The sequence below is a fragment of the Thermoactinomyces vulgaris genome (assembly GCF_005886755.1).
In the GTDB taxonomy this organism is placed as follows: Bacteria; Bacillota; Bacilli; order Thermoactinomycetales; family Thermoactinomycetaceae; genus Thermoactinomyces; species Thermoactinomyces vulgaris.
In genome coordinates, this window is the sequence record NZ_CP039710.1 from 948404 (window position 1) to 960938 (window position 12535).

The following is a 12535-nucleotide window of genomic DNA, read 5'->3' on the forward strand; positions in this document are numbered from 1 at the left end:
TTTTCTGACTATTAATTGTTGCGGGCAAATATGTTATGCTGGAGATGAAGATGAAATGATCCCTTTTAGGGATCATTTTTTTGTTTATCAGTGCATTGGCTGTGTCTTAAGGATTGGGGAAATGTTTTGCAGCAAGAGGAGGATCGGGATGAAAAAAAGAATTGAAGAAGCGGATTACATGAAAGGCGTCGCCATTTTGGCCGTGATTTTGATTCATGTAACCGCTTTTAGCATGCGTTCATTTCATCAATTGACAGACGGGGGCGTGTTTTTTGCGATCAATCAGTTGGGCAGGTTTTGTGTTCCGGTTTTCTTTATGATCTCCGGCTTGTTTTTGTTCTACCGGTACTATGACAATGAACCGTTTCCGGTCAAAAGCTTCTTTAAAAAGCGCACCATGTATATCCTGATTCCCTATCTGATCTGGTCGGTCATCTATCTGATTTACGGAAAAATGGTTCATCCGGAAACCGTTCCCGGGCCGGGAATCAAAAGCATTGAGGCGATTTTTACGGGAGGCGCCTATTATCACTTGTATTTCTTGGTGGTCATGGTTCAATTTTATGTGTTGCTTCCCGTTTTGATCTGGGCATTCCGCAAGTTTGGAGGCATCACGGTGGTTGCCTTCTCACTGCTCGTGAATGTGATCGCCGGAAGCATGACTTGGTGGGAAGTGGTGGACAAGTTGCCGTGGCTTGCGTCCTATAACCAAAATGCCATGTATTACTTTCCGGTTTGGTTATTCTACTTTTGTCTGGGCGGTTGGATCGGCCAACATGCCGACCAAGTATACCAATATGTCAAAAAAATCCCTTTTTCGGCGACGGTCCTCTTTTATCTGGCCTCGGCCGTTGCGATGATGATCGAGGGATTCGTCCGCAAACACACCGGCTTCTTTAATTATTCGGTTTTTGCTTATTCGATTTGCACGCTGATGCTGCTGTATCAGATGTTTTGCAAATGGAAGTTTTCCTGGATGTATACGTTGGGGAAATATTCGTTTGGCCTGTATTTGATTCATCCGATGTTGTTAAACTTATGGAGCCAAGTCAGTTCCAAGCTGTTCCCCGCTGCCTCCTGGACGGAGTTTTTCATCATGTTGTTCGTCGTGACGCTTTTTTCCTTGGGATTGGCCAAGCTGATGAAGCGTCTTCCCTACCATTATCTGATCACGGGAAAATAATACGGGAAATGAAAAGGGAATCCTGAACGGACTCCCTTTGCCGGAGCGAAACGACGGGACGGATGTTTTGAATCAGGCGGTGCCGGTAACACATCGCCTTGAACCGGTTATTTGCGAGGGGTGGAAGGGATGCTGGGCAATGCTTGATTCCACTGTTCGATCACTTGATTCGCCAAATCTTCCAAAATTTTCGCTTCATCAAAATAAAGGGAAGGGCAGCTGTTGTCCGGGTTTCGCTTCAATTCCACCTTTCGCAAAGTCTTATGTTTCTTTAAAGCGTGCAACAAAATCTGTTTGGCGTTGTTATCCAACTTCAAAACAATTTTACGCTTCACCTTGATCTTCCTCCGATCTTCTGAATACGAACCCGTTGATCCGTCGGGGGCGGTTGGTGAACGATGATTCACAGGTATCTAGTACAAGTATAAGAAATAGAAGCCGTTTGATGCAATGAATTATGGGAATTAGATAAAAATATTTGCTAATCTTAATTTTTTATCTTCTTATTTGTATATTTCGGTTTTGAGGCCGAATGAAAAAGCGGAATCTCCCAACCGCGGAGATCCCGCTTTTTATGTGTTTTACGGTTCAATCAGCCTGGAAAGTTGTTGATCCAACACGGCTGGGGTGAGTTCGCCGATTTGGTGGTGGATGATGCGCCCGTTTTTGTCGATGAAAAACGTTTGGGGCAAGGCCGACACGCGATAAAGATCGGAAACCCGGCCATCCGTGTCCAGACCCGCCGGGAAGGTGTAGCCATGCTGTTTTATGTATTGTTGTGCCGCCTCTTTCCGGTCCAGATGCGTGGTGTGAACCATGATGATTTGGACTTGATCCTGTTTGGATTGGTAAACCTTCTCCAACAGCGGCATCTCCCGTTTGCAGTTTTCGCACCAAGTCGCCCAAAAATTAATGATCGCGGGTTTACCGGAGTCCGCGGAAAACCGGACCGTCTCTTGAAAAATGCCGGGCAGCTCAAATCCCGGCGCTTGGGACTGTTTGGGAAGCGCATGGGACGCAATATATTCTTCGGCGGTCATGTTTTGCGGGTTTTGGGATTTGGAGGGGGAACTCCTGAAAGACCAGATCGCATAAACGGTCAGGACGGCCAGGATGAGCAGAAGGGAGATCTGAAGCAGCGGCTTTTTCTTGTCCATCCTCGTGTCAGCTCCTTCCGTCAATTTATCCCTATTGTAGCGGTCGGCACGGAAAAAGGAAAGGAGAACGAAGATGGGAAGTTTTTATAAAAATATAAACAACAACCGGCGGAATCGGGCCGAAAAACAAAAAATTTTATGAGTAACCATCATTTTCCTGGCATTTTCAAGAAAAGATTTACGGAAATGTCATATTTCATGTGATCAATTGCACATTTTTTTCTATACAATGTCTCTAGTAAAAACCGTAAGCAATTATTGTGAGAGTTTACTATTTTTATCCATTGTTTGTAAAAATATTCTTTCTATTGTATTCAGGCGATGATGTTTATTTACGCAAGGAAGGATGGGGTATCAGCAATGAATAAAAAGCGCCTGCTGCGATGGATGCCGCTGACGGGATTGTTCCTGTTTCTGTTGACGGGCTGTTCGATGAAAACAGGCATTTTGAATCCGCAAGGTCCCGTGGCACAAAAACAGTATGACTTGATCTTGTGGTCTGTGATTTTGATGATGATTATTTTCGTCGCGGTTTCCGTCTTGTTTGTTTACATGATTGTGAAATACAGAGCAAAGCCGGAAAACGAAGGTTACGAGCCGCCGGATATTGAGGGAAGCCGCAAGCTTGAAGTGGTATGGACCTTGATCCCGGTGGTGATTGTCGCCTTGTTGGCCGTCCCCACGGTGAAGGCCACGTTTGACTTGGAAACATCCCCGAGTCCTCACAAGGAACCGATGGTGATCGAGGTGACATCGGCTGACTGGAAATGGATTTTCAAATATCCGGAACAAGGGATTGCCACTGTCAACCACTTGAAGATTCCGGCCGGGGTGCCGGTCAAATTCGAATTGAATGCGGTCGGGCCCATGAACTCTTTCTGGATCCCTGAATTGGGCGGACAAGAGTACACGATGCCGGATATGGAGATGGTTTTGTGGCTGGAGGCGGACCGGCCGGGCGTGTATCAGGGCAGAAGCGCCAATTTTTCCGGTGAAGGATTTACGCATATGACCTTTGATGTGGAATCCGTTCAGGCTCCGGACTTTGATCAATGGGTGCAAAGCGTGAAAAAATCTGCACCGGCCATGACGGAGACGGAGTATCAGCAGTTGCTCGAACCGGGACTGGTGGAGGAGAAAACTTACTCTTCTTTCCCGGAAGAAAAAGAAAAAACAAATGCCCATGGATCGGATCATCAGGGCTCCGCAGGCACTGATCATCACGGTAGCCATGGAAGCCACCATTAGAGCAAAGGAGGGCTAACGAAGTGGATCTGTTCAAGTTTAAGATACCGGACCCGTTTTTGATTACCAATGAACCGATGATTGTCATTGCGGAGATATCCATTGTTCTTGTCACATTGGGAATTCTGTTTGTGCTGACCTACTTTAAAAAGTGGCGTTGGCTGTGGGAAGAATGGTTAACCACGGTGGATCATAAAAGAATCGGGATTATGTATTTGATTTGTGCGTTGTTGATGTTTTTCCGGGGCGGGGTGGACGCACTGTTGATGCGGACCCAATTGGCCCTGCCCGATATGAATTTTCTCAATGCCCAGCATTATAACGAGATTTTTACGACGCACGGAACCATCATGATCATCTTTATGGCCATGCCGTTTCTGATCGGTTTGATGAATATCATCGTTCCGCTTCAGATCGGTGCGCGGGACGTTGCGTTCCCCGTGTTGAATGCGGTCAGCTTCTGGCTGTTTTTTGCCGGAGCCATGCTCTTCAACCTGTCCTTTGTCATCGGGGGGTCTCCGGATGCCGGATGGACCAACTACACTCCGCTGGCAGGCAATGATTTAAGCGCAGGCCCCGGAATCAACTACTATCTGTGGGGACTTCAAATATCCGGGATCGGCACCTTGATGACCGGGATCAACTTTATCGTCACGATCATCAAGATGCGTGCACCGGGAATGAAACTGATGAAAATGCCGATGTTTACTTGGTCGACGATGATTGCATCTGTCATCATTGTCTTTGCGTTTCCCGTTTTAACCGTTGCTTTGGCGATGCTCAGCATGGACAGGCTGTTCGGCACCCATTTCTTCACCATTGACGGCGGCGGTATGCCGATGATGTGGGCCAACCTGTTCTGGATTTGGGGACATCCCGAAGTGTATCTGGTGATTTTGCCCGCATTCGGGATTTTCTCGGATGTGATTACGACTTTTGCCAGAAAACGGCTCTTCGGATATGGCGCCATGGTTTGGTCGATGATTTTGATCACGGGATTGAGTTTTCTCGTGTGGGTTCACCACTTTTTCACCATGGGTTCCGGACCTTGGATCAACTCGGTCTTTTCCGTCACCACCATGCTGATTGCCATTCCGACCGGTGTGAAAATCTTTAACTGGCTGTTTACCATGCACAAAGGACGGATTGAATTCACCACGCCGATGATGTGGGCAACCGGATTTATTCCCACCTTCCTGATCGCCGGGATCACCGGTGTGATGCTGGCGGCAGCAGCGGCGGATTACCAATTCCACAACACGTACTTTTTGATCAGCCACTTCCACTATGCATTAATCGGCGGAACGGTCTTCGGATGTATGGCGGGACTCACTTACTGGTGGCCGAAGATGTTCGGGCATATGCTGGACGAGCGGCTGGGGAAATGGTCGTTTTGGACCTTCTTCATCGGGTTTCATCTTTGCTTTTTCCCGCAATATATCCTGGGCTTCCAGGCGATGCCGCGGCGCATTTACACGTATCCGGCCGAAGCGGGTTGGACGGCGGGCAACTTTATCAGCACCGTGGGCGCTTTCGTGATGGGAATCGGTTTTCTCATCCTGGCTTACAACATCTATTACAGTGCGCGTTACGGCGAGCGGGATACGACCGGGGATCCGTGGAACGGACGCACGTTGGAATGGTCCATTCCGTCACCGGCTCCGCATTACAACTTTGCCCGCATTCCTGTGGTGAAGAAGCAGGATGACTTCTGGTACCGGAAAAAAGAAAACCGCAAAGACAGCGACGAGCCGCTTCAACCGATTCATATGCCGAATAACACCGGAATGCCGGTCATCTTTGCGGCGTTCATGTTTGTTGCCGGATTCGGGTTTGTTTTTGAATGGTATCTCTTGGTGGTCATCGGCTTGTTGGGAATCTTCGGATCGATGCTGTGGCGCACGTTCAACGATTATGACGCCGATCATTATATCCAGGTGGAAGAAATTGAAAAAGATTTAAGGGCCGGTTGATCAAAGGAAGAAGGAGGGAATGAAGATGCCTTTGGAATATTCAACGAAGGAAGGCCGGATGAAAATTTTCGGCTTCTGGATCTTCCTGGGGGCGGAAGTTGTTTTGTTTGCCACGTTGTTTGCCGCGTATTTGGTTTATCATCATCAGACGGCGGGCGGCCCGTCCTCGCGGGAGCTTTTTGAAGTCAAAGAATTTATGATGGAAACGCTCCTTCTTTTGACCAGCAGCTTTACGTGCGGGCTTGCCATGTTGGAAATGAGAAAGGATCGGCAGAAGGGATTTATGGCATGGATGGGTGTCACGCTTTTGCTGGGTCTCGGCTTTCTCTACATGGAGATTCATGAGTTTATCGCGTATGTGAATGAAGGGGCAACCATCGGAACCAGTGCATTTTTGTCTGCCTTTTTCACCTTGCTCGGGACGCACGGTTTGCATGTATCCTTGGGGATTGTATGGGTGTTGGCGGTCATGCTGCAGATTTCCCGCCGCGGTTTTACGCCCATGACGGCGAGAAAAGCGTTTATCACCGGTCTTTACTGGCATTTCCTTGATGTTGTGTGGATCTTTATCTTTACGGCGGTTTATTTGATGGGAGTGATGTGACAATGAAACAACATGATCTTTCGCCCAAACAGCATATTATCGGTTTCCTGTTGTCACTCCTTTTGACCTTTGCCGCACTCGGTGTGACGCTCAAAGCGCCGTTTTCCGAGTCTGTCAAAATCACGGTGATTTTTGCTCTGGCCTTCGTGCAATTCATCATTCAGCTCATTTTCTTCATGCACCTCACCGAAGGAAGAGTGAAATTCTTTCAGGTTATCAACATGTGGTTTGCCGTTTTCATTGCGGTGGTTGTGGTGGCAGGTTCCGTTTGGATCATGCTTTATAATACAATGCATTTGTAAAAATGAGGGATGACTCACCGGCTGGTGGGTCTTTTTTTCGCTTTAAACGTTCATATGATCGTTTGCATGATCATTTTGCATTGACTAAAATGAGAAGGCATCGAAAAAAAGATGGAGGGATATTATGGCAAACCCCAAAAAGCTTTCAGACACAGTCAAACTGGCAAACGGTGTGGAAATGCCCCGGTTGGGACTGGGGGTTTGGAAAGCCAAAGACGGTGAAGAAGTGCAAAACGCAGTCAAAGCGGCAATTCAAACCGGATATCGGTTGATTGACACGGCAGCGGTTTACAAAAATGAGGAAGGTGTCGGAAAAGCCATCAAAGAATCCGGGGTATCAAGAGAAGACCTGTTCATCACCACCAAAGTTTGGAATGATGACCAAGGTTATGAGTCGACGCTTCAAGCTTTTGAAGAAAGCCGCAAGAAACTGGGGTTGGAATATATTGATCTTTATTTGATCCATTGGCCGGTGAAAGGGAAATATAAAGAAACCTGGAAAGCCTTGGAGAAACTTTACGAAGACGGATTGGTCAAAGCGATCGGGGTCAGCAATTTCCAAGTTCACCACTTGAAAGATTTACTGTCGGATGCCAAAGTCAAACCCATGGTGAACCAAGTGGAGTTTCATCCCTATTTGACCCAGAAAGAACTGCTTTCCTATTGCAATGAGGAAAACATTCAATTGGAAGCATGGAGTCCTCTGATGCAAGGCGAAGTGGTCCGGGTGGATGTGATCAAGGAGTTGGCGGAAAAATACGGAAAAACCCCGGCCCAAATCGTATTGCGCTGGGATTTGCAGCACGGGGTCGTGACCATTCCCAAATCAGTCAAAGAGCATCGGATCCAAGAAAACGCAGATGTGTTTGACTTTGAGTTGAGCCGGGAAGATATGGACAAGTTGGATGCACTGAACAAGAATCACCGGTATGGTCCGGATCCGGACAACTTTGATTTTTAATCCGGCCGCCGCGGGAGGGGAAAAACGTTTGGCCAACAGGCGGATCAAAAAACGGATCCGCCTGTTTCTTTTTTTATGTTTACGGAGGAATCAAAAGTGTATTGGGATGCGCATATTCATTTGGAGAAATACGAGGATTCGGAAATAGAGCGGTTTTTATCCGACGCACGGTTGGAAGGGGTGATCGCGGTGTCGATGGATCTTCCGTCCAGCCGGCGCACGTTGCAACTGAAGAAAAGATTTCCGGGCAAGGTTTTTGCCGCTTGCGGTTTTCATCCGGAACAGCCGCCTTGTTTTGACCGTGACAAGTGGTTTTCATTTCTGAATGCCCACCGGGAGGAGATCGATGCCATCGGTGAAGCGGGGCTTCCCTATTATCTGGAGCGTGAGCGGAAAAAAGAAGGAAAGCCATTTGACAAGCCGGCATATCTCCACATCTTGCAAACCCTGTTGAAATGGGCGGATGAGTGGGACAAGCCGGTGATTTTGCACGGGGTGCATGAAGACGTGCCGCTGATTTGCGACTTGCTGGAGGAAACTTCCATCCGCCGTGTTCATTTTCATTGGCTGAAAACCGATCCGGAGACGTTAAAACGGATGGAGAAGTCCGGATATTATGTTTCTTTTACGCCAGACCTCCTTTACAATGAAAAAACGCGTCAAGTGGCCCGGAGTTATCCGCTGGAGCGGATCATGGCCGAAACCGACGGTCCCTGGCCTTTTGAACATCCATTTGCAGGCAAGCGAACCGAACCCCCGATGGTTTGGGCGGTTTTGAAAGAGCTGGCCCGGTTGAAAGGATTGCCGTTTGAAAAAGTTGCCGGGCAAGTGCGGGAAAACACCCGGCGCTTTTTGCGGATTTCATGAAAAGAGTCCCTTTTTTTGAAAAAGAGACTCGCGGAGCAGCGGATATTATTTATTCATAGAGTTCCGGCCGGCGGTCCGTGAAGACCGGAATGGTGGAACGGACTTTTTGCACCAAGGACAAATCCAGATCAGCAAAAAGAATTTCTTCGTCTTCTCCGGCTTCTGCAATCACTTCTCCCCACGGATCCACCACCATGGAATGGCCGGCGAATGTATTGTTCGGATCTTTTCCCGTCCGGTTGCAAGCGACGACATAACATTGGTTTTCAATCGCGCGGCTGATTAAAAGGTGACGCCAGTGAGAAAGCCGCGGCCCGGGCCATTCGGCCGGCACAAACAACACATGGGCGCCGCGGAGCACCATTTTCCGGATCCATTCCGGAAAGCGGATATCATAGCAAATGGCTGCCGCACACAACAGGTCGCCCCATGGGAAGACCCCTTCCTGATCGCCGGCTTTCAGATATTTTTCTTCTTCCATCAGACGGAATAAATGCACTTTCTTGTATTCCCCCGTCTGCTTGCCGGCAGGATCGAAGGCATACAATGTATTATACGTACCGGTTTCCTCCCGGTTGGAAACGGAGCCGCCGATGATGGCCACTTGATGTTTTCGGGCGAGATCCCGCAAGAAGGCTTTGTTGGTTTGACCGTGGTCATCCGCGATTTCATCCAGCCTTGTCAAATCGTATCCGGTGTCCCAAAGTTCCGGAAGCATGATCAAATCCGGTTGTTGTTCCATCGCCTGCGCGACTTTTTCCTCCACTTTTTTCCGGTTGGCTTCCGGCCGTCCGTAGGCAATGTCCATTTGAATCAAGGCAACGGTTTTTTGCATGGTTTTCCTCCAGATCCTTTGACAGATTTTCTTTTAACATATAACATAATTCAATATATTTTCAAGAATATTTGGATAGACGGGATGTGGTCAGGATGGAGAGATTTGAACAAGCTGATGCCTTAAAACGATTGCCGGAGCAATTTTTTGCCAAACTGGTCCGAAAAGTGGGGAGGGCGGTTGAAGCGGGTCATGATGTGATCAATCTGGGACAGGGAAGCCCGGATCAACCCACACCTCCCCATATTGTCAAGGAACTGCAAGAAGCGGCTTCAAATCCCAAGTACCATAAATACCCGCCGTTTCACGGCTTTTCTTTTTTAAAAGAAGCCGTCAGCCAATTTTATGATCGCGAGTACGGGGTACGGCTGGATCCGGAGAAAGAAGTGGCGGTGTTGTTCGGGGGAAAAACCGGATTGGTTGAAATTTCGCAGTGTTATTTAAATCCGGGGGATGTGGCATTGGTTCCCGATCCGGGGTATCCGGATTATTGGTCGGGAATTGCCTTGGCCGGCGGCCGGATGTACATGATGCCCCTTTTGAAAGAAAACGGGTTTTTGCCGGATTACGGGCAAATCGACCGCGAAAGTGCGGACCGGGCAAAATTGATGTTTCTCAATTATCCCAATAATCCGACGGGTGCTTTGGCCCATGCGGCGTTTTTTGAAGAGACCGTGCGTTTTGCCAAACGGCATCATGTTTTGGTGGTTCATGATTTTGCTTATTCCGCCATCGGTTTTGACGGGCAGAAACCCCGCAGTTTTTTGCAAACGCCGGGGGCCAAAGACGTTGGCGTTGAAATTTACACCATGAGCAAAACTTACAACATGGCCGGCTGGAGAATCGCTTTTGCTGTCGGGCATGAAGAAGTGATCCGGTCCATCAACCTGATCCAGGATCACTTTTATTGCAGCTTGTTTGGCGGCATTCAACAAGCAGCGGCCAAAGCGCTTTTGGGGCCGCAAGACTGTGTGCGTGAATTGGTCGGGATGTATGAAAGAAGGCGGGATCTCTTTATCCGTCATTTGAGGGAAATCGGCTGGAAGGTGGAAGCACCGCAAGGCTCCTTCTTTTGCTGGTTTCCGGTCCCCGAAGGATATGATTCGGAGACGTTTTCCGATCTGTTAATCGAAAAAGCGCACGTGGTCGTCGCTCCGGGCGTGGGCTTTGGACAGCAGGGAGACCGGTATGTCCGGGTCGGATTGTTGACCTCGGAAGAACGTCTGCAAGAGGCGGCTCACCGGATCGGCCGGTTGGGGATTTTTTAAAAAGGGCCAATGGAAAAAGGGCGTTTTCCCCGGGAAGCCCCTTTTTATTCTGCGGGGATTAAGCCCTTTTTTGCGTTTTCCAATCCCAACCGGCTTCGGTGTGAAATACCGGCGGGCAATGTGATGAATCAAAGTGTTTCAAACAACGTTCGCAAAGCAAAATGTTTTTTCCCTCCAAAACAAAACGCGCTTCATATTTGGCTTCCTCTTTCCCGCAATGTTCACACAAGTATCCGTTATGATTCATGGCAGGTGTCCTCCTTCACAGCAAGATAAATCATAATATTTTATAAATACTATATATTCCCTTATTTTTTCAATCGAAACCATTAATTTTTTGACAAATGACGGGCTTGACCGGTTAATTTGTTGGAAAAGGTTCGGTTGTGGTATGATTTGATTAAAAAAGAGGGAGAAAAAATGATCCAACAACAACGACTCGACCGGTTGACGGACTGGCTGAAAGCCGGAGGAATCGATGCGGCTTTTGTCCATTCGCCGGAGAATGTATATTATTTCACCAACTTTATGTGCCACCCCCATGAACGATTGTTGGGGTTATTTGTGTTTCCAGAAGCGGAATCTTTTTTGGTTTGTCCGAAAATGGAAGAACAAGCCGCGAGGGAAGCCGGTTGGACCGGTCACGTGATCGGCTATGATGATGCGGAGGACCCGTGGGCATTGATCCGTGAGGAGTGGAGCCGCCGTTCTTTCAAAAACCGTCTAAATATCGCGATCGAAGAACATGTGGTTTCCTACGCAAGGTCCCAAGAACTTCAAACCCTGGCGGAAGAAGTCCGGTTTTGCTCCTTGGACGAAACGCTGAACCAATTGCGTTTGGTCAAAGATGAGCGGGAACGGCAGATTTTGAAGGAAGCGGCCCGCTTGGCGGATGAAGCGGTGCAAGTCGGGATTGAGCATTTAAAAGAGGGTTGTACGGAGATGGACATCGTGGCACAAATTGAACTTGCCATGAAGAAAAAAGGCGTCGCCGCCATGTCCTTTCCCACCATGGTGTTATTTGGCGAGAAAACCGCATTGCCGCACGGAAATCCGGGGCTGAACCGCCTGAAAATAGGGGATTTGGTATTGTTTGACCTGGGGGTCGTCTGGAACGGATATTGTTCGGACATCACCCGGACGGTGGCGTTTGGATCGGCCGGTTCCAAACAACGGGAAATTTATTTGCTTGTCCAGGAAGCGCAACAAGCCGCCATCGATGCGGCACGGCCCGGTGTGCGCATGGGTGATCTGGATCAAATCGCCAGGAAAAAGATTTCCGATGCCGGCTATGGGGCTTATTTCACGCACCGGTTGGGGCACGGGCTCGGAATCAGTGTTCATGAATATCCTTCCCTTCACGGGAAAAATGACCATCCTCTGAAAGAAGGAATGGTGTTTACCGTTGAACCGGGGGTTTATGTTCCCGGAGTCGGCGGGGTCCGGATTGAAGACGATGTTTATATTGCCAAAGACGGCGCGGAACTGTTGACTTCCTTCCCCAAAGACCTGATCTTTGTGTGAGACTTTCAAGGGTTGTTCACTGGTATTGGTTCCGATTCTTGTTAAAATGGATTTATTAACAAACGAAGGTGGAAGCTGAAAGTAACGAACCATTGATGCAGATGATTTCATATAAAAAAGACAGGTGATGAAAAATGGCACGACATCATTTTCATTTGAAGGCAAGCTGGGATGGAGGCAGAAACGGGCAAGGCACGATTGAAGCGGGAAACTTGAAACAGACGATTTCCATTCCAAAAGAGATGGACGGCCCCGGTGTCGGAACCAATCCGGATGAAATGTTGATCGGTGCGGCCGCCACGTGTTATCTCATCACGTTGGCGGCGATGATTGAAAGAGGAAACATGCCGGTTCGTGAATTGTCGCTGGAAACCGAAGGCATTGTCCATGTGGATAAAAAATTCACCTTTGAAGCGATCATTCATCGCCCGAAATTGATTTTGGAAGAAGGAACGACGGACGAAGAGCTGAAAAAAATCGAGCGGGCGGTGGAGTTGGCCGAGAAGAATTGCATGATTTCCAATGCGCTTCGGGGGAATGTACGGTTGGAAGTGGAAGCGGAGGTCGTCAAGCATTAGATAAGCCGGTTTCATTCATGTTTATTTCTTCTATTTGT

General features: G+C 48.3%; 14 protein-coding genes. 10 read left to right on the forward strand and 4 right to left on the reverse strand.

Annotation, left to right across the window (positions count from 1 at the left end; all coding sequences use genetic code 11):
• Nucleotides 1-148 precede the first annotated feature (148 nt).
• Nucleotides 149-1183 (forward strand): acyltransferase, encoded by a 1035-nt coding sequence (locus tag FA954_RS04910; protein ID WP_062843138.1) that lies wholly within the window; start codon nucleotides 149-151, stop codon nucleotides 1181-1183.
• A gap of 107 nt (nucleotides 1184-1290) precedes the next feature.
• Here FA954_RS04910 and FA954_RS04915 read toward each other — a convergent pair whose 3' ends face one another.
• A complete protein-coding gene (locus tag FA954_RS04915; RefSeq protein WP_037994623.1) occupies nucleotides 1291-1518 on the reverse strand; it encodes a hypothetical protein in 228 nt (75 codons plus the stop codon).
• A gap of 246 nt (nucleotides 1519-1764) precedes the next feature.
• The gene (locus tag FA954_RS04920) at nucleotides 1765-2340 is read right to left on the reverse strand and encodes a TlpA family protein disulfide reductase (RefSeq protein WP_052186670.1); all 576 of its coding nucleotides are present in this window, start codon (nucleotides 2338-2340) and stop codon (nucleotides 1765-1767) included.
• Between the two features lie 360 nt (nucleotides 2341-2700).
• On the opposite strand from FA954_RS04920, the gene qoxA reads away from it, so the two are divergent.
• The 6 genes from qoxA (at nucleotide 2701) to FA954_RS04950 (ending at nucleotide 8292) form a co-directional block, all read left to right on the forward strand.
• A complete protein-coding gene (gene qoxA / locus FA954_RS04925; RefSeq protein WP_049720367.1) occupies nucleotides 2701-3588 on the forward strand; it encodes a cytochrome aa3 quinol oxidase subunit II in 888 nt (295 codons plus the stop codon).
• Between the two features lie 74 nt (nucleotides 3589-3662).
• Nucleotides 3663-5558: a cytochrome aa3 quinol oxidase subunit I gene (qoxB, locus tag FA954_RS04930; protein WP_049720411.1), complete on the forward strand. Its 1896-nt coding sequence runs from the start codon at nucleotides 3663-3665 to the stop codon at nucleotides 5556-5558.
• 19 nt (nucleotides 5559-5577) lie between these two features.
• Nucleotides 5578-6162 carry a cytochrome aa3 quinol oxidase subunit III gene (gene qoxC / locus FA954_RS04935; protein ID WP_037994620.1) on the forward strand — a complete coding sequence of 195 codons (585 nt, stop codon included), beginning with the start codon at nucleotides 5578-5580 and terminating at the stop codon, nucleotides 6160-6162.
• Nucleotides 6163-6164: 2 nt separating this feature from the next.
• A complete protein-coding gene (qoxD, locus tag FA954_RS04940) occupies nucleotides 6165-6464 on the forward strand; it encodes a cytochrome aa3 quinol oxidase subunit IV (RefSeq protein WP_049720366.1) in 300 nt (99 codons plus the stop codon).
• 124 nt (nucleotides 6465-6588) lie between these two features.
• On the forward strand, nucleotides 6589-7425 hold the full coding sequence (locus FA954_RS04945) for an aldo/keto reductase (RefSeq protein ID WP_037994617.1): 837 nt from the start codon (nucleotides 6589-6591) through the stop codon (nucleotides 7423-7425).
• Between the two features lie 96 nt (nucleotides 7426-7521).
• Nucleotides 7522-8292 (forward strand): TatD family hydrolase, encoded by a 771-nt coding sequence (locus tag FA954_RS04950; RefSeq protein ID WP_049720365.1) that lies wholly within the window; start codon nucleotides 7522-7524, stop codon nucleotides 8290-8292.
• Nucleotides 8293-8341: 49 nt separating this feature from the next.
• Here FA954_RS04950 and FA954_RS04955 read toward each other — a convergent pair whose 3' ends face one another.
• Nucleotides 8342-9127, reverse strand: coding sequence for a carbon-nitrogen family hydrolase (locus FA954_RS04955; protein WP_121874196.1), 786 nt, complete (start codon nucleotides 9125-9127; stop codon nucleotides 8342-8344).
• A 95-nt stretch (nucleotides 9128-9222) separates the two neighbouring features.
• On the opposite strand from FA954_RS04955, the gene FA954_RS04960 reads away from it, so the two are divergent.
• Entirely contained in the window at nucleotides 9223-10395 is a 1173-nt protein-coding gene (locus tag FA954_RS04960; protein ID WP_037994612.1) for a pyridoxal phosphate-dependent aminotransferase, read from the forward strand.
• Nucleotides 10396-10453: 58 nt separating this feature from the next.
• Here FA954_RS04960 and FA954_RS04965 read toward each other — a convergent pair whose 3' ends face one another.
• Nucleotides 10454-10642: a hypothetical protein gene (locus tag FA954_RS04965; protein ID WP_037994609.1), complete on the reverse strand. Its 189-nt coding sequence runs from the start codon at nucleotides 10640-10642 to the stop codon at nucleotides 10454-10456.
• A gap of 173 nt (nucleotides 10643-10815) precedes the next feature.
• On the opposite strand from FA954_RS04965, the gene FA954_RS04970 reads away from it, so the two are divergent.
• The gene (locus FA954_RS04970; protein ID WP_037994721.1) at nucleotides 10816-11919 is read left to right on the forward strand and encodes a M24 family metallopeptidase; all 1104 of its coding nucleotides are present in this window, start codon (nucleotides 10816-10818) and stop codon (nucleotides 11917-11919) included.
• Nucleotides 11920-12053: 134 nt separating this feature from the next.
• Nucleotides 12054-12497 (forward strand): SACOL1771 family peroxiredoxin, encoded by a 444-nt coding sequence (locus FA954_RS04975; protein WP_037994607.1) that lies wholly within the window; start codon nucleotides 12054-12056, stop codon nucleotides 12495-12497.
• Nucleotides 12498-12535: the final 38 nt, after the last annotated feature.